Below are 17,064 nucleotides of genomic sequence, written 5' to 3'. Positions count from 1 at the left end.
ACACCGCCAACGGGCTCATCGCGTGTGGCGCTTGGACTGCCGTGACCACCAATTCCCTGGGACCATCCCGATCGTGCCCGTCACCGTCGGAGGTGGCAGGTGAGTGATGACCTCCTCGACGCCTTGCAGGCCCGGCTCGACGCACTGGGACAGCGAGCCGACCCCGGCCCTGTGCTGGAGCAGCGAGCGGTGGAGGAAGTGCGCGCGCTGCTGGACCAGTACCCGCCAGCTGATGACGGCGGAGACCGACCGGAGGCGCTGCCCGCACTCCTGACTGCCGCACTCGTGCACTGGGCGCGGCACTGCCTGGGCAGCGCCGTCGAGGACGATCTGACGGCGGCGGCCGGGCTGCTCTCCCGCGTGCACCGGCAAGATCCCACAGCGGTGCCGGAGCCGCTGCTGCTGCTGGTCGACACCGCGGACGAGGAGGATGAGGACACCGGGCCGATGTGGCCCACCATGGCAGACACCTTCCTCACTCGGTACATGGACACAGGCGACATCGCTGCCCTACGGACCGCCGTGCAGCTGCTGTCGGCGGGACTGGACGCCGCCTTCGCCTCAGACGAACGGGCGTGGGTGTTCTCCCGGTTCACCGCCGCGCTTTTCCAGCTCTACGAACACACTGGCGATCAAGACGTCCTGGACACGCTGATCACCACGGCTCGCGCGGAGACCACTACCGCGACCCCTAGACACGCCGGACTCGCCTGGTCAGTCCTGTCGATCGCAGTCATGGCCCGCGCCACGCGGACAGGAAGCGCGGATGATCTGATACAGGCTGCGCAGGACGGGCGGAAGGCGGTGGAGCTGACAGCAGATGACGCCCCCCATTACGACCGACTCCTGGTCAACCTCGCTGCCGTCCTGACAGAACAGGCTTACTACACCAACGACCCAGACGCCCTCTACGAAGCCCGGTCCCTTCTGCGCACGGCCGTCGACCGCAGTGGCTCGGACGATGCCGAGCGTCCGGTACGGCTCCACAACCTGGCAATCGTCCTGCGCGGCATCGGCGAGCGCACCGGAGATCCAACGGCGCTGGACGAAGCGGTGAAAGCCGCCAGGCAGGCCACGGCGCTCGCCAACAACAACCAGACCCTGCGCACCGACACGCGCCGTACCCTCGTCGCCACCCTGCTGCTGCGGTTTCGTATCACCGGTGAACTGGAAACGCTGACGGGGGCAATCGGACAGTCGCGCGAGGCACTGTCCGATCTCCGAGCTGACCACCCTGCCCTTCCAGCCATGGCAGCCCAACTGGGCGAGGCTCTCTATCTGTTCTACCAGCACACCGGTGATTCGCTGGCGCTGGCGGAAGCGGTGAACGTCCTCCGCACGGCGATCGAGCGTACGCCCGCAGACCATTCGGACCGGTCCCGCTATCTGAGCAACCTGGCCGCAGTCCTGAAGGTGCGTTACGAACACAGCGGTGACCAGGCGGACCTGGATGCTGCCATCGACCTGCTCCGGAGCGCGACGGCCGAGCTCCCTCCGGATCGCCCTGAACGCGCGACCTACCTGAGCAACCTCGGCAACGCCCTCCGCGCCCGCCACACCGGCGATCGGGAGGAGAATCAGCGAGCCGGCCGACAGGCCCTGCAAGAGGCATCTACGATTGCCAACGCCTCGCTCTTGACACGGACACGCTCCGCCTGGGCCTACGGGGATGCCGCCCTCAGAGACGGGGATGCCAGCTCGGCGCTCGACGCCTTCACCGACGCCGTCCAGATGCTGTCACGCATCGCACCCCGTTCGCTGGCCCGCGCCGACCGCGAGCACCGACTCGGCCGGTTCGTCGGGCTCGGATCCGACGCCGCCGCAACCGCCCTCACTGCCGGACAGCCCGAACTCGCGGTGGTGCTGTTGGAGCAATCCCGGGGTGTGCTGCTCGGGGAAGCCCTGGCTGCGAATACCGAGGCAGACGACCTCAGAAGGCATCATCCCGCTCTGCACGCAAAGTTCAACCAACTGCGCGAGGCGCTGTCAGACCCCGAGGTCGGTCCCGAAGAACGGCGGTGGGCTGCGACGGCGTTCGACGAGACTATTACCCGTATCCGCGCGCTGCCCGGCTTCGCATGCTTTCTGCATCCCGACACCATCGACGACCTGCGTCCGCCAGACGGCGCGGCGCCGATCGTTGTGGTCAACGTCAGCGTTCATCGCAGCGACGCCCTGATCATCACCAGCGCAGCCGACCACCCCGTGCAGGCCGTCCCGCTGCCGCAGCTGACCCCACCAATACTAGCGGCCCAGGTGGACCGACTCTTGAAGGCGCTTCCAGGCCATCCAGTCGGAGAGGAAGCGATGTCGGCGACGCTCGCCTGGCTGTGGGACGCCGTAGTGGAGCCCGTGCTGACCGCCCTGGGCATCGACGCCCCCCCGCCCACAGGGCAGCCGTGGCCGCAGCTGTCCTGGTGCCCGGTCGGCCTGCTGGCGTGCCTGCCGCTCCACGCCGCCGGACGCTATGGCAAAGGCACTGCTCTTGGCGCCTCTGCCCTCGACAGGGTCGTATCCTCCTACACCCCGACGGTCCGCGCCGTGGCCTACGCCCGACGGCGGTCTGCCTCGCACTCCCCACAAGCCGTAGGACACCCGCACAGCGCGCTGGTCGTCGCCGCGCCACACACACCAGCGGCCCCTCCCCTGCCATATGCCCAGACGGAGGCGGAGTTCGTCGGCAGAGTGCTGCCGGGGGCCACGACACTGATCGATGCCTCACGCAACGTCGTACTCGCTGCCCTCGGCCAGTTCTCCGTCCTGCACTTCGCATGCCACGGAGTGACCGATTGGCACGACGCCTCAGCCAGCCGCCTCCTCCTGCGGGACGGCGAACTGTCAGTGCGTGACCTGCAGACGCACCACCTCGACAACGCCAACCTCGTTGTGCTGTCCGCATGCAGCACTAGCGTGTCCCACGCAGCCCCGACCGACGAGGTCGTCCACCTGACCTCAGCCTTCCTCGCAGCCGGAGCCCAGCACGTGGTCGGGACACTGTGGGCAGTTCTCGACAACGTCGCCGCGAAGGCGACGACGCACCTGTACACGCTGCTGACCGAGGACGGGACGCGTCCACCGCGTATCGACCTCACCGCGTCCTCACTGCATCAGACCGCCCGGTGGCTACGGGAGGAGCACCCCGGCAGTCCCAGCATCTGGGCCACCTTCGTACACGTCGGCACGTGAGACATCAGCTGGGTACGCAACCCGCGGCAGCGCCGGGACCCGTACCTCCAGGATGCTCCCATCCGCCCGCCGGTCGATGATCGTGGTGCCCAGCGGCACCGTCTGCGGAACTGTGCGCAGCGTCGCTCGGCGCTCACGCTCGAACAGCCGCGCCTGCCGCCCTTCCACCCAGCCGCGCATGACCTGACACATCCCGTGCCACGGCCCGGCCAGTGCCCTCCACAGCATCGGCGTGCTCCTTCCCCAGAAACCCATGCGGTCCCCGCTCTCGGTCGTCGCCTTGTTAAGGGGCAGGAGGGCCTTGGCGTTCGCCTGAAAGATATTCCTTCCGCGGGAGAGTCAAACGATGATGGGGCTCGTTGAAATTGGTTCTGGCCGCAGTTCCGTGAATGCCCAGGTCAGGGGCGGCATGAAGGAACGTTCCCCTGCGGGACATCCTGTGCATGGGGGTCGAATCGCTCGCTGATGTTCTGTTCTCCGGTTTCGATGTGCGGTTGACGCGCGTCACCGAGGACGCCGAGGGGCTGGTCGTCGAGGCGGTCGCGTGCGGGCCGCCACCACGTTGTCCGGGGTGTAACTCGCAGGCATCGAAGGTGCATTCGTCGTACGAGCGGGGCCTGGCCGGGCTGCCGGTGAACGGGCTGAGCCTGACCCTGCGGTTACGGGTCCGGCGGTTCTTCTGCGACCGCGATCGATGTACGCGGCGGACGTTCGTCGAGCAGGTCGCCCAGCTCAGCGAGCGGTACCGCCGCTCCAGCCTCGGACCGAAGCAGTGGCAGCACGCGGTCGCGGTCGAGCTCGGTGGTCGTCCCGGTCAACGGCTGTGCCGGCGGCTGTGGTTGAAGGCGGGCCGGACCCGGTTGCTGAGCCTGCTTACGGAGCCAGCCGTCCCAGAACGGGCGCCGCGCGTCCTCGGTGTCGACGACTTCGCGTTCCAGAAGGGAAAGCGGTACGGCACGCTGCTGGTCGACGTCGAATCCGGCCGCATCGTCGACGTCCTGCCCGACCGCGAGTGCGACACCTTCGCCGCCTGGCTCACTACGCATCCCGGCGCCGAGATCATTTGCAGGGACCGTGCCACCGCTTACGGCAAGGCCATCAAGGAGGCCGCACCGGACGCCTTGGAAGTCGCCGATCGCTGGCACCTGCTGCAGAACCTTGGCGCGGCCGTGGAGAAGACCTGCCACCAACACCGCTCCTGCCTCAACACCGCTCCTGCCTGCGGAAACATGCCGAGGAGGAGACCGACGTGCCCCTGGCTGCGACCGTCACGATCACCGAGTTGCCGCCCGCCGAACTGCCCCGCACCCAGATCATCGAGCGGACCCGGCAGCGTCACGCCGACGTCCACCGGCTCGTGGAAGCCGGCTGGACCATCAGTGCCATCGCCCGCCGCCTCCACCTGGACCGCAAGACCGTGCGCCGCTTCCGCGACACCAACCTCGACATCCTCCTCGCCTCCGCCCGCGACCGACGCCCCACCGGCGTCCTCGCCCCGTTCAAGGCATACGCCACCGCCCGCTTCACCGACACCGGCGGCAGCATCACCGCACCCCAGGTCCTCGCCGAGATCCGAGCCCAGGGCTACCGCGGCAGCGTCCAGGCCATCCGCAAACATTTCGCCGCGCTCCGCGACGGCACTGCCGAGCCCGTCCGCGCCGACATCCCCAGCCCCCGGAAGATCACCTCGTGGATCATGTGCCGCCGCGAGGACCTCAGCACGAAGGACGACGTACGGCTCCTCCAAGTCCGGCTCGCTTGCCCGGACATTACCCGCGCCTGCGACATCGCCCGCACCTTCCACGACCGGGTCACCCACCGCCGCGGACAGCTACTGATGGACTGGATCCGCCAGGCCGAACAGGACGCCCCCGCACCCGTTCGCGGCTTCGCCGGCTTCCTCCGCCAGGACCTCGACGCCGTCACCGCCGGCCTCACCCTGGAATGGAGCTCCGGCGTTGTCGAGGGCAACGTGAACAGAGTGAAAACGATCAAGAGGAGCATGTACAACCGGGCATCCTTCCGGCTCCTCCGGATCCGTATCCTCACCCGACCATGAGCTTGACGGAACTGCGGCCAGAACCAAATTCAAAGAGCCTCATCAGCCACAGCAGAACCGCTTCGGCATCGATGCCGAGGTCCGGTAGAGCACTAAATCTACCTTTTTACGCATAGGTTCGGCTATAGATAACCCGCCGCTGCGGTGCCGATGGACGGAGCCGTGGCGAGCAATCGGCACAGGTCCTCCGAAGCCAGCAGATTGGATCGCAGCGTTTCCGGGATCGTGGCCTCCGCAAGTACGGCTTGCAGTGCCTCCCTCCGCTCGGGCCAACTGGCGTCCTCCTGCAGTTCCGCGATGGGAGCCTCCAGCAGGGCAAGGACCGTATCGCGTTCAGTCGGGCCGATCTGCCGCCCCAGAGCTGCACGTAGGTGCGGCCACCGCACCGCGAGGACCGCGAGTTTCGCGATCGCAGCCAGGGTGTCGGGAGCAGGTAGGCCGGCTGCCACCCGCTCCTGCCGAATGACGGCGTAGAAGCGAAACACGTTGACGAAGCGCTTGATCTCGCGAGGGTTGGAGGTCAGGTGACCAACGACGGTTGCCACGACCAGTTGCACCTCGGGGTTGTCGGGGCGCAACTGCCGGCGCAGTTCGCCGCGCATGGCCTCCTGCGCGGCCGGACTGAATCTCCCTGTCGCCGGGAGGGCGCCTTCTACCTGTTGTTGAGCTGAAGCCACCGCACTGGGGATTTCTTCCAAGGAGGGGGCACGCTGTCGGATGGCTGCTTCAAGTCGGTCGACGGTTCCGGCGTTTGCTTGCGGGGCGGGCCTGGCAGGAGGTGGGTGTCCGGTGGCGCCCACCAGGGCCGTGCCGAGAAAGCGACTTGCCTGATCGGATCGTAGCGACGGCAGGCTGACGGGCAGTTGGACGATCTTATCGAGGAACCGCCAGCCGAGCCTGCCTGCCTCGTCCCAGTAGTCGACATCGGTCAGTGACTGGACCAGCGGCTCATAAGCCACCTCGATGTGTGCGGCGACCATCTCGGGTTCCATCGCCACGACGAAAACGCAGTTGGGGAACTGGCCCGCCAGAAACAGATTGATCGCTTCGACGACCTGCACGACCGTGCTGGATGAGCACCGGTCGAGGTCGTCGACGAACACGACAACAGGGCGGTCCTCGGTTGCCACCAGGTCCAGGACGCGTCGCATGTCTGTCTGGATCAGATGGAGTGGACCGAGCTGGCTTTCATAGCCGGGGTTGCGGATCAGCCCGACGCTGAGTTGCTTCCAGGTTTGCGCGTAGTCCGGCTGGCGGACGACTTGGGTGAGCGAACCCGTGACGCGCTCCTGGCCGAATCCGAAGGCGCGTACGACGCCGGTCACCGTGGCGCCGACGACTCCTCCGCCGAGTACCACCGTGCCGAGCACTCCGAACAGCCCTGAGACGGCGGGCGCCAGCATCCGGAGCAGATACAAAACTGCGCCGACAAGGCCTGCACCCACCAACGCGATGGCCGGCGGCAGCAACCGATCCAGCAACGCGCGGTGAATACGGCGCCGCAGCAGGTCGGCGTCGAGTCGGCGCAGGTTGAGCGAGAGCCAGAATGCCTCCCGGTCCGCTGGACGCATGCGTTCAGTGAGCTGCGAGATGATCTCGTGCGCGAGGCCGGCCCAGATCTGCTCACTTGTCTGGTGCATCCACGGGTTGAACCACACCGTCGGCCGCCAGTGGGAACTCAACTCCGAGTCGTCGATCCGCAGCCCGTCGTCCGTCGCGTCCGGCGCAGGCGATGCCGCATTGCGCAGCACGCGCAGGATGCTGCGATGCGTGACCACCGCATCCTCCGTCGTGGTACAGCGCCGGCCTTGTCGCCAGCTGCCGAGCGCTCCCCGGGAGCGGGCACTGAGCCGCAGCCATCGGCGCCGTCCGCCGTTGGCCGGGGCACCACCCTCGACGAGGGGATCCAGGCTGTCCTGAGCCATCCGCATCAGTGAGGTCTTTCCAGCTCCCCACGGGCCCTTGACTCCGATCGTCAGCGGCGGCGCGGTGTCTTCGTGCCGGATGAACTCGGAGATGGCAATCGCGTACGGCTGGTAGCCAAGCTCATCGACCGTCGTCCAGTAGTCGTTGCTCGCCGTTGGTTCCGGCGTGTAGGCGTCGTCCGGTTGCTCGGGCCCGGTGGTTGGGGCCGGGGTGGGCTCGGCGCTGTGCCCGGGCGGCGCGGCCGTCTGGGGCATAGCCTGTTCGGCTCGGGCGCCGGCGACGTCGGCCGGCAGGGGCCCGATGTGTCTGGGGTTCTGGGCGATGATGATTCTGTCCGACACACTCGCCTGCATGGTCAGCCGCTGCTGAGGTTGGGCGGTCTCCACCACGGTGCGGATGTACTCGAACAATTCATCCACCGCAATCAAACCGTCTTGATCGAGGTCAGCCGCACCGCTTCGCAGACCATCGACGAAAGCGGCGGCAAAGACAGAGACCGAGCCTGCGTGATCGCCATTCGTCGAGGAGCTCTCAAAGGCATACTCATACGCGCTGGTGGAGCTAATGATCACCCATCCGCTGCCGGTGCCAAAAGCATCCGGCACGCCACGGCTGAAGGCGCCGCTGTAGTCGCAGTTCAGGACGATCACGATTGACCGCGACCGGCATCCGTACATGAGTTCGGCGACGAACCGTGCCGAGACGGCGGTGACGGCCAGATTGTCCCGCTCGGTATCAGAGGCCGCGAAATAGAGGTGCCCCGCGTCATCCTTCAGACCGTGACTCGAGAGATAAAGCAGCAACAGGTCGTCCCGCCCTCGGTCGGCGAAGAAGCGTCCTAGCTCGCGGCGTACCGATGCCTCCGGTTGATCCAATACGGAGCGGACCTCGAAGCCGCCGATGAGAGGGTCAGTGAGTACGTCGGACACCGCGGCTGCATCTGTGGGCGCGGGCTGCACGCTTCGGAGACCGGGATCTTGGAAATCGTTTGTAGCGAGGACAAGCGCGCTCCGGACCCGGTCCATCCATCCCCCTGTCGGCTGTCACCTGAGCGAGCCGATTGTCGCACCTACCTGGGTCAGGCGTCCTTGGCTCGCAGACCGTGCTCGCTGTGCTCGAACAGGGCAAGAACCCGCGGGTAGGTGGAGGGCAGCGGTTCGGGTTTCGAATGGTCATTTTCCTCCAAAGAGATGGGGCGGGCCCCAGCGCCGGAAGAAGGGGCCTGACCAGGCCATAAGTCCAGGCCAAAACCGGTGGGGCACCTCACGCCTGGCCGCGAGTGATGCTCAGCTGCGTGGTCCTGCGCCATGCAGGAGTGGGTCGATGACGAGAGTGGCCAGCATGTCCGGATCCTCGTCGGCGCCGGGCCTGTTGAGGGCTTCGCCGAGGAGGGCGTAATACACCTGCCGCGTCCAGTCGAGATCCGCGTCCGGGGCGAGCAGTCCCTCGCGCTGTGCCCGCTTCAGGAGTTCACGGGTATGGGCGTCGATCTCGGCCCAGAGGGCGGCCGAGGCTTCGGTGTGGACGGTGGTGTGGCTGAGCGTGAAACGCCAGGTGTTCTTTACCCGCAGGACGTTCGCGGTCACCCGGTACAACGCGACGAGCGCGGGAGCGGCGTCGGGACGGGCCTCCTCAATAGCGTCGACGACCAGCCCCTCGGCGGCCTTGGTGACGCGCGTCAACCGCACATCGAACCCGGCGAACAGAACATCAGCGAGCAATTCAACCCCCATGTACAGGATGTCCCACAGGGATACGTTCCTGCATGCCGCATATAACCTGGGCTTTCACGGAACTGCGGCCAGAACCGTTTTCACAGATTGCCATCAACGATCGGTGCAACTGGGGTTGTTGGGGTTACTGGCGGGCTGCGGTGTCCGTGGCCAGCTGAAAGTGGCTCTCGCAAGATTTTCGTGACGAGGTGACCGTGAGTGAAGTGGTCACGCGAGCAGAACGCGGTGGCGGAGCAGGCGGTGTCCGGCTCGGCCGAACATCTGTCGCTTCAGCATCTTGATCCGGTTGACGTGACCTTCAACAACGCCGGAACTCCAAGGCATGGTCAGACCGGTGCGGACCGCGTCGATGTCGCGGGCCAGGCTGTCGGCGAAGCCGTGCAGTTCCGGGATTCCGCTGGTCTTGGCGGAGTTGAGCCAGCCGTCGAGTATCTGATCGCCCTGGCGGTTCACGAGCATCGCGGCGAACTCCTCGACCAGCGTGCGGATCGTGGCGAGGTCGGGGCAGCGGGCGCTGAACTCCTTGAGCAGGGCCTGGTCCGGTTCGGGCAGCGCGTCGGGGTGGGTGAGGATCAGCGAGCTGACCTCTCGCGCCTTCGGCGCCAGCGACCGAGGCGTGGGCGCGCCGTGTTCGCGCATCCGGTGGACGAAGCGGCGGACGGTGCGCTTGCTGACGTGGACGCCCTGGGCAGCGAGTTCAGCGTGCAGGATGTGGGCGCCACTGCAGCCCTCGTCCCAGCGCCGGGCGAGGTAGTCGGCGTGTGCGTCGAGTACCCCGGTGCGGCCCGACGGTCCGTGGGTGAGGATCTCCTCGACGGTGGCCGCGCGCATGAACCTGCGGACGGTCTTGGGGTCCAGCCCCAGCTCTCGCATGATCCCGGTCAGGCCCACCCCTCGTTCCATCAGGGCATGCACGACGGCATGACGTTCCCGGTTGCGGCGGGTGAGTGGGCCCTCGTCCTTGCCGGGGAGGACCTCAGCGGTGGCGGAAGGCTCACGCTCCGGCGGCAGCCAACTGGAACGGAGGCGGCCGGCAGCCCGCTCGACCGCGGTGCCCAGGTTCTGCCACAAGTGGAAGCGATCAGCACATTGTTGAGCGTGCGGGGCACCCCGTCGGGCCCCGTCGCTGAAGGAGTTGGCCCGGTCCCGGCAGATCACCTCGGCCCCCGGGTGAGCCGTGAGCCAGGCCGCGAACGCGTCGCCCGAATAGTCAGCAAGGACATCGATGACCCGGTGGGTCTCGACATCGACCAGCACCGTGCCGTAGCGGCGGGACCGCTTGAGGGCGAACTCGTCGACGCCCAGGATCCGAGGACACTCCACCACCGGCTCCGGCAGCGCGAGCACGACGGACAGCAGCGTCACCCGGCTGATCACCACGTTCAGCACTGTCAGCAGACGAGCCCCGGCACTTCCGGCCAGCGCCAGGCCCACGGCCCGCAGTATCTCCAGCAGCAGCGGGGTGTACCGGCCGTAGCGGATGGTCAGCCCCTCCACCTGCTCGACGAACGTGCGCCGCAGGCACCCATCGGCGTCGCAGAACAACCGCCGCACGCTCAACTCAATCATCACCGGTCTGCCACCGACGGCAGCGTCCGCCAAGCGCCGCTGGTACCGGCTGTGCACCCGACGCGAAGCCGTCCCGCACTCCGGACAAGGCAATACGATCTCATCGCGGGTACGCGCCGTGATGCGCAACACCCCGCTCTCCACAACCACTTGCTCCACCAGCACCTTCTCAAGGTGCGGGAACACCATCCCCAGCACGTCCGCACACAGTACGGACGATGACACCACCGTGACGGGCTGTCACCTCGTCACGAAAATCTTGCGAGAGCCCTGAAAGTCCCCGTCGGCGGCCAGTTGGCAGAGACTTATCTGGCCGCGAAAGTCACAGGGTGTGATCTATCCGGCGGCTCCGGGGTGCTCACTCATGAATCAGTCGTCCTCAACACTTGATGCGCCACGAGCCTCTTCGGAGTCAAGCATGGTCAGATATTCGGCGGTCGGCTGAGCATCGGCCGCGCCGATGCGCTCGTAAATAGCGACGGCTTCGCGTAGTTCTGCCAGAGCGGTCTTGCGGTCACCGGTACGGGCGAGGCATCGGGCGGCCCCTTCGAGCGCCCGTGCCTCGTCCAGCGGGCTGTGAATTTGACGTGCCAGCTCCAGTGCCTTCCGGTACACGGTAAGGGCCGCTTGTGGCCCGGTGGACTCAGCCAGAAGCGCGCCCATGTTGTTCAGCGACTCGGCCTCCCCTTGCGGATCGCCAACCTCCTGGAACAGGGTCAGGGCCTGTTCCAAGAGTCGGGTTGCCTCCGCGAACTCACCTCTCACCTGGCGCGCGCGGCCCAGATCGTTGAGGGCGCCAGCCTGCCCGAGCCGGTCACCGAGGCTCTCGTACAGGGCCAGGGCCTGTTCTAAGAGTCGGGCCGCCTCCGCTAACTCACCGCTTAGCAGCCGCACGCGGCCCAGCTCCCAGAGGGCGCCAGCCTGCCCGAGCCGGTCACCGAGGCTCTCGTACAGGGCCAGAGCCTGCTCCTGGAGTCGGGCTGCCTCCGCGAACTCACCGGTCAGCAGCCGCACGCGGCCCAGATCGTTAAGGGCGTTGGCTTCGCCGGAAGAGTTGGCTGCGTGGCGGGCGGTGGTGGCGGCGCGTTGGTGGAGTGCGGCCGCTTGGGGCCAGGGGCCTTCCTGGAGTAGGAAGGCGGTCATGGCAGCCGTCAAGTGGATCACGCGGGGTGCCTGGTTCGTGGTGAGGGTGTCGAGGCAGGCGAGGAGGTTGGCGCGTTCGGTGCGCATCCAGTCCAGGGCGCTGGCCCGGTCGGGCACGTCTGGGGCAGCTGCGGGTGGGGGGGTGATCGGGGCGGGACGGGGAGCGCGGGCGAGATACCGGTCTGCTCTCTGGGCGGTGGACTGGTAGTAGTCCAGGAGCCACTCGGTGGCCTGGGCGCGCTCGTCCGGCGGGTCATGGTCCGTGGTGAGAGTGCGGGCGTAGGCGCGCAGTAGGTCATGGGGCTGGTAGCGCCCAGGGGCGATCTCGTCGAGGAGGTGGTCAATGTAGAGGGCCTCCAAGCGGCGCCGGGTGGCGGTGAGTGGGGCGTCGTCGAGGGCGGCCGCGGCGTAGGCGTCGAGGTCAGGGCCGGGATGTAGGCCGATGCGGCGGAACAGGCGCTGGAGGTCGGCGGGCAGGGCCTGGTAAGAGAGAAGGAAGGCGCTGTATACGGCCCGGTTTCCGCCGTCGTCGAGTTCGTCCAGGCGGTCCTGGGCGCCGGCGAACTCGGCGGCGAACCGAGCGATGGACCACGTGTTCTTGTCCTTGTGGCGCAAACGGCCGGCTAGCAGGACGATTGCCAGCGGCAGATACCCGCACAGCCGTACCGCTTCGGTAACCGCGTTCTGCTCGCTGCTGTCCGTGGGGATGCGGTGGCCGCGGGTCGTAAACAATTCGGCTGCCTCGCCGGGGGTGAGCGGGGCGAGGGCCAACGGGTCGGCGCCGTCCAGGGCGATCAGGCGGCGGCTGGTGACCAGGGTCAGACACCCGGGAGTGCTCGGCAGGAGCGGCTCGATCTGGGCGTGGCTGGCGGCATCATCCAGCACCAGCAGCGCGCTCTTGCCCGTGAGCCGGTCGCGCCACAGGTGGGAGCGGCCTTCCAGGGTCGGGGGCAGGTTCTGCGGGTCGATGCCCAGATCGGTCAGCAGCACCGCCAGCACATCGACGGGTTTCGCGGAGGGCAGGTCGGGGGTGTGGGCGTGCAGGTCGTAGAAGAACTGCCCGTCAGGGAACCGCTCGGCCAGCAAGTGAGCGGCGCGGGTGACCAGGGCGGTCTTGCCCACCCCCGGCATCCCGTCGACGGTATACACGTTCACCACCCGACCCCGGGCCGCCGTTGCCAGCAGATACTCCAGCTCGCGCTCGCGCCCGGTGAAGCCCGCAATGTCCTGGGGCAGACCGTGCCTGACCACCGGCCGGGCCCCCGCCGGCGCCTCGTGCACCGTCGTCCGGTACATGTCGCGGGCTGGCATGTTGAGTTCCCCCGAACCGGGGACCGTGCCGTGCTGCTCGACGCGCGAGGTCGACGGCTGGTCCGACGGGGTCAGGCTTTTGGGGCCGGCGGCTCCGGGCGGATGTCTCGCCCGGCGACATAACTCGTGCCGCCATACACGGCGGTGTTCTGGATGACGGAGTACACCCGCTCCCGCTCGCCCGGGTTCAGGGTCGGGGCGAGCTGGTTGTCCAGCAGCCTGCGGAGCTCACCGGCTACCTGCGGGTCCCGCTGCAGTAGCGTCTGCAGATGCAGGCGCCACATGCCCTCCAGAGCCTGCTCGGTATCCGGGTCCTGTGCCCGGCGGGCTTGCAGCACCTGCGTCCGCAGTGTCTCCAGTTCGCCGCCGACCTGCTCGGCTCGCTCCGGGTGGACCCGCCGCCACAAGGCGACCACACCGTCCCGGGCCTGCTTCCAGGCGTCCGTGGCCATCGCCGCCACAAGCGCCGAACCCGCCGCCATCGTCACCGGATCCATCACACCCCCATCATCGTCGCACCAGGCTGCCGTCAGCGTGCCCCACGCCCTCATGCCACGGCCATAAGCCGAAGAGCATCGAACACGGAACAGCCCCGCACGGCCGCTGAATAGCAAGCAAAGGCCCACTGAGACCGCCAACCACACGAGCAGCAGATACTCACCCACGGTCACAACCACAACTGGCCGTACGTGGGGAATCTTCGGTGGCCGCTGTCACTGCGGAGAGGCGGCCGTCGAAGGTGATATCGAAGGCGTTCAGTACGGTCTTCCAGCGGCTGGTCCAGCGGGCCCAGCAAGGGACTCGCGGTCTGAACGGCCAGTGGTCTCTGCCCCGTCGGAAAAGGCGCTGCATGACCTGCGCCGGCGGATCGGCGCGCCCCGTTGAAGGCTGCCGATCATGTTATGGCGTGCGGAACCCCCAGTAACGCCTCAAGAACGGCGCCGAGCGTGCTCCAGTCGACCCTGCTGCACGCCATCATGTCGGTGAGGCGGACGACCTCCACATAGGTGTGCTCAGAATCCGCCGCCTTGCCATGAGCGGCGGCGTCAGACCTCAGCCTCTCGGCCTCCGGATCGGTGAGCTCAAGGGAGAAAAGATGCGCCCGGTGCGTGGAGACCGTGGCGGCAACCTGCCGAGCATGATGCTGTCGCAGACGCTCTGGATCGACCGCGAGCCCGGTCTCCTCCCTCAACTCGTTGACCGCGACACTCCGGGGGTCTGTCATGCCGGCAAAGCTCGACCCGCTCGGCAGCTCGCGCACAAACCCGTCGTCAACCGACCCCGGCGTACGGAACTCACGCACCAGGACGATCTCCGTATCGTCCAGTGGCCCGTTGCGGCGGTAGGCGACCACGCTGGCGATGTCCGGCCGGCTCAGAACCACCTCGTTGCTCTTCAAACGGTCCTCTGAGGCAACGAAGACAACCGCCCGCAACACGGAGAAAAACACGTGCTCGCGGCGCGGACCGACTCGGTGGACCCATTCCTGCCGCGCCTCACGCAGTTCGTTACCTGCGCCTTCGAGCGCGGTCAGCCAGGACTGGAACGCCTCGGTGCGCCAGATCTGCAGCGGGACATGCCGTTGCCCGCCGACGCGGCGGGCACCAGATTCGAGCGTCCCGAGCGCATGGCTGACCGTCTCGGCAAGCGTGTTGGCGAGAGGGACGTGGACCTCACGGGCGTAGTCACGCTGGTATCGGACTCGATCTGCCCATTACCTTCCGAGTAGAGCCCGAACTGGGCTCGTGGCCTCCGGGGCCGGTATGGCTCCTTGCCCCTGTCGTTGATGATCCGGGGGGTGCTGCCGCCGGTCCTGGCGGCACCGGATGGTCGCTGATAGAAGCGTGTCCGCCCGTCGGAGTCCCTAGTACCGTCCGCCCGGAGTCCTTCCAACGCCCCCATTCATCGTTCGTCGTCAGCCCCGGCAAGCCCGGCCCGCGGGGGATCCAGAAGACCACTGCGTCTACCCGATCGCCCCAATACAGTTCCCAGCGCCGCTCGCCGTCGTAGTCGGGCCATCGGCCGCCGTCGCGGGGCTCGGGAACGAAGACGACGAGGCCATCACGTTCACCCCACTGGTCTTCGACTTCGGCCAACGCCTCCGACCGCCAACTGGCGACGTCATCCGAACGCGGCGTTGGCCCGGCGAGAAAAAGACTCGCTCTCCATTGCTCAGGCGGAGTCTCACCCGCGTAGACGACGGTAATCCGGTCCTCCAAAACGACAACCTCCTTGCGAACAATGCGGGCTGTCGACACCGCGATCAGCCTGCCGCGCGCATCCTTGCACCACACCTGTTGTGCTCGGTAGCCTCTGGCTCACCGCTGCCGAACTGCGCGAACGTGGAGCTCCTGCCCACGGCGAGAGAGGCACCCCCAAGAGAAGGCCGGACGGCGTAGCCGGAGAGTACGAGCACGTCGTTGTTGAGGACGGCGTGCGTGTGATCGCCCTGAATGACGACGGCCATGTCGTGCTGGTCGAGGACGCGACTTCTATCTCCAAGAACGTCGTGTCCTGCACCTCCCCGGGGGCGGCATCGGGGGGGGCAGGAGCCACAGGCAGCAGCCGTCCGGGAACTGGAAGAGGAGACCGGCCTGGTTGCGGACGAGACACGTCTGCTCGGCGTCATCGATCCGCTTCCTGCGACCACGGGTGCACGAACCCATCTCTTCCTGGCCACGGGCCTTCGGCCGGGTCGTACACATCGCGACGAGACCGAGATCGGCATGACGGTGCAGCGGTGGAAGCTGGGCGACGCCGTCGAAGCTGTGCGAGTCGGCCGGATCACCGAGGCCGGGAGCGTGGCCGCGCTCCTCCTGGCCGGACCATCCCGCTGACCGGCTCGTACAGCTCATGCCGCTGCTCATTGCTCTTGCCGCGATCGCCGGATCGTCTCCGCCCCTACAGGTGCCGCCTACCGCGTAGGTGCCCGTGGACGGGCCGATGTTCCTAGCGTTTCGGTGGGTTACTGATCTGTTCGGGATGTTGTCGGGAGGAGTGACGGCTGGTGAGCCCCGCGGTAGGCCGGTGGTATGCGGTACGCACAGGGCGGCGGGCTGACCGCCGAGGGACGGAGCTTCAGGGAACAGGTCCGGTTCGAGGCCGGCAAACGGTTCGCGCGGGGTGAGAGGAACGCGGCGATCGCGAAGGAACTGCGGGTGAGTGAGCGGTCGGTGGAGCGCTGGCGGCGGGCCTGGCGCCAGGGCGGCACGGCCGCTCTGGCCTCCGCGGGGCCGCCGAAACTACCCAAACTGACCGATGAGCGGTTCGCCGAACTGGAACAGGACCTGGCCCGGGGGCCGGCAGTGCACGGCTGGGAAGACCAGCGCTGGACCCTGGCCCGCATCCGGTCACTGATCCTCTGGAAGTTCGCTCTGGACGTCTCGCCGGCGGCGGTATGGCGACTGCTGCACCGGCACGGCTGGTCCTGGCAGTCGCCCGCCCGCCGGGCCGTAGAACGCGACGAGCACGCAGTGGAGCTGTGGAAGAGGAATGTGTGGCCGCAGGCGGAATGACTGCGGCGGCGCTGGGAGCCTTCATCGTCTTCGAGGACGAGGCGGGCTTTGGCATGACTGCGTCGCGGGCCCGCACCTGGGGTCGGCGCGGGCAGACGCCGGTGGTGCGGGTGCGCGGCCGGTCCTGGCGCCGCTACTCGATCGCCGCCCTGTGCTGCTACCGGCCGGGCGAGCCCTCCCGGCTGATCTACCGGCCCCGCCGACACCACAAACACCGCGGCACGGGCCGTAACAGTTTTGCCTGGACCGACTACCGCGACCTGATCGTGCGCGCCCACATCCAGCTCAAGGCCCCCATCGTCCTCATCTGGGACAACCTCAACACCCACCGAACCACCGGAATGCGCCAGTACGCAGACGAGCATGACTGGCTCACCATCGTGCAGTTGCCCTCCTACGCACCGGACCTCAACCCGGTGGAAGGCGTCTGGTCACTCCTGCGGCGCAGCCCGCTGGCGAACATCGCCTTCACCGACGACACCCACCTAGAACAAACCCTCCGCCGCGGCCTGCGACACGTCCAACACCGCCCCGACCTGATCGACGGCTGCCTCGCCGGCACCGGACTCCAACTGACCCACCATCCGACAACACCCCGAAAGGATCAGTAGGCGCCGCCATA

At 67.5% G+C, this 17,064-nt stretch carries 12 protein-coding genes and 2 pseudogenes; 7 read left to right on the top strand and 7 right to left on the bottom strand.

Annotated elements, in window-relative coordinates:
- Nucleotides 1–99: 99 nt before the first annotated feature.
- The 3 genes and pseudogenes from AB0N81_RS37115 (at nt 100) to AB0N81_RS37105 (ending at nt 5,245) form a co-directional block, all read left to right on the top strand.
- On the top strand, nt 100–3,186 hold the full coding sequence (locus AB0N81_RS37115; RefSeq protein ID WP_365366434.1) for a CHAT domain-containing protein: 3,087 nt from the start codon (nt 100–102) through the stop codon (nt 3,184–3,186).
- Nucleotides 3,187–3,629: 443 nt separating this feature from the next.
- Nucleotides 3,630–4,337: pseudogene (locus AB0N81_RS37110) on the top strand (ISL3 family transposase); the annotation flags it as partial.
- A gap of 98 nt (nt 4,338–4,435) precedes the next feature.
- Entirely contained in the window at nt 4,436–5,245 is an 810-nt protein-coding gene (locus tag AB0N81_RS37105; protein ID WP_365366432.1) for a transposase, read from the top strand.
- Nucleotides 5,246–5,367: 122 nt separating this feature from the next.
- On the opposite strand, the gene AB0N81_RS37100 is transcribed toward AB0N81_RS37105, so the two are convergent.
- From AB0N81_RS37100 to AB0N81_RS37075, 6 genes are all read right to left on the bottom strand, one after another.
- Nucleotides 5,368–8,196, bottom strand: coding sequence for a P-loop NTPase fold protein (locus tag AB0N81_RS37100; protein WP_365366430.1), 2,829 nt, complete (start codon nt 8,194–8,196; stop codon nt 5,368–5,370).
- Between the two features lie 261 nt (nt 8,197–8,457).
- Nucleotides 8,458–8,892 (bottom strand): TetR/AcrR family transcriptional regulator, encoded by a 435-nt coding sequence (locus tag AB0N81_RS37095; RefSeq protein WP_365366428.1) that lies wholly within the window; start codon nt 8,890–8,892, stop codon nt 8,458–8,460.
- Between the two features lie 219 nt (nt 8,893–9,111).
- On the bottom strand, nt 9,112–10,662 hold the full coding sequence (locus tag AB0N81_RS37090; protein ID WP_365366503.1) for an ISL3 family transposase: 1,551 nt from the start codon (nt 10,660–10,662) through the stop codon (nt 9,112–9,114).
- Nucleotides 10,663–10,842: 180 nt separating this feature from the next.
- Nucleotides 10,843–12,927 carry a tetratricopeptide repeat protein gene (locus AB0N81_RS37085; RefSeq protein WP_365366426.1) on the bottom strand — a complete coding sequence of 695 codons (2,085 nt, stop codon included), beginning with the start codon at nt 12,925–12,927 and terminating at the stop codon, nt 10,843–10,845.
- Nucleotides 12,928–12,998: 71 nt separating this feature from the next.
- Entirely contained in the window at nt 12,999–13,424 is a 426-nt protein-coding gene (locus tag AB0N81_RS37080; RefSeq protein WP_365366424.1) for a hypothetical protein, read from the bottom strand.
- A gap of 398 nt (nt 13,425–13,822) precedes the next feature.
- Nucleotides 13,823–14,326, bottom strand: coding sequence for an NUDIX domain-containing protein (locus tag AB0N81_RS37075; protein ID WP_365366422.1), 504 nt, complete (start codon nt 14,324–14,326; stop codon nt 13,823–13,825).
- Between the two features lie 51 nt (nt 14,327–14,377).
- On the opposite strand from AB0N81_RS37075, the gene AB0N81_RS37070 reads away from it, so the two are divergent.
- The gene (locus AB0N81_RS37070; protein WP_365366420.1) at nt 14,378–14,656 is read left to right on the top strand and encodes a hypothetical protein; all 279 of its coding nucleotides are present in this window, start codon (nt 14,378–14,380) and stop codon (nt 14,654–14,656) included.
- A 534-nt stretch (nt 14,657–15,190) separates the two neighbouring features.
- Here the strand turns inward: AB0N81_RS37070 and AB0N81_RS37065 are convergent.
- On the bottom strand, nt 15,191–15,394 hold the full coding sequence (locus AB0N81_RS37065; RefSeq protein ID WP_365366509.1) for a hypothetical protein: 204 nt from the start codon (nt 15,392–15,394) through the stop codon (nt 15,191–15,193).
- Here AB0N81_RS37065 and AB0N81_RS37060 point away from each other — a divergent pair.
- From AB0N81_RS37060 to AB0N81_RS37050, 3 genes and pseudogenes are all read left to right on the top strand, one after another.
- Nucleotides 15,381–15,581, top strand: a pseudogene (locus AB0N81_RS37060) (NUDIX hydrolase); the annotation flags it as partial. The gene AB0N81_RS37065 and the pseudogene AB0N81_RS37060 overlap by 14 nt on opposite strands.
- A gap of 378 nt (nt 15,582–15,959) precedes the next feature.
- Nucleotides 15,960–16,442, top strand: coding sequence for a winged helix-turn-helix domain-containing protein (locus AB0N81_RS37055; protein WP_365366418.1), 483 nt, complete (start codon nt 15,960–15,962; stop codon nt 16,440–16,442).
- Between the two features lie 53 nt (nt 16,443–16,495).
- A complete protein-coding gene (locus AB0N81_RS37050) occupies nt 16,496–17,053 on the top strand; it encodes a transposase (RefSeq protein WP_365366501.1) in 558 nt (185 codons plus the stop codon).
- Nucleotides 17,054–17,064: the final 11 nt, after the last annotated feature.

Origin of the sequence: Streptomyces sp. NPDC093510, from assembly GCF_040683555.1 — a bacterium.
In the GTDB taxonomy this organism is placed as follows: domain Bacteria; phylum Actinomycetota; class Actinomycetes; order Streptomycetales; family Streptomycetaceae; genus Streptomyces.
This window is presented reverse-complemented; position numbering and strand designations above follow the sequence as displayed.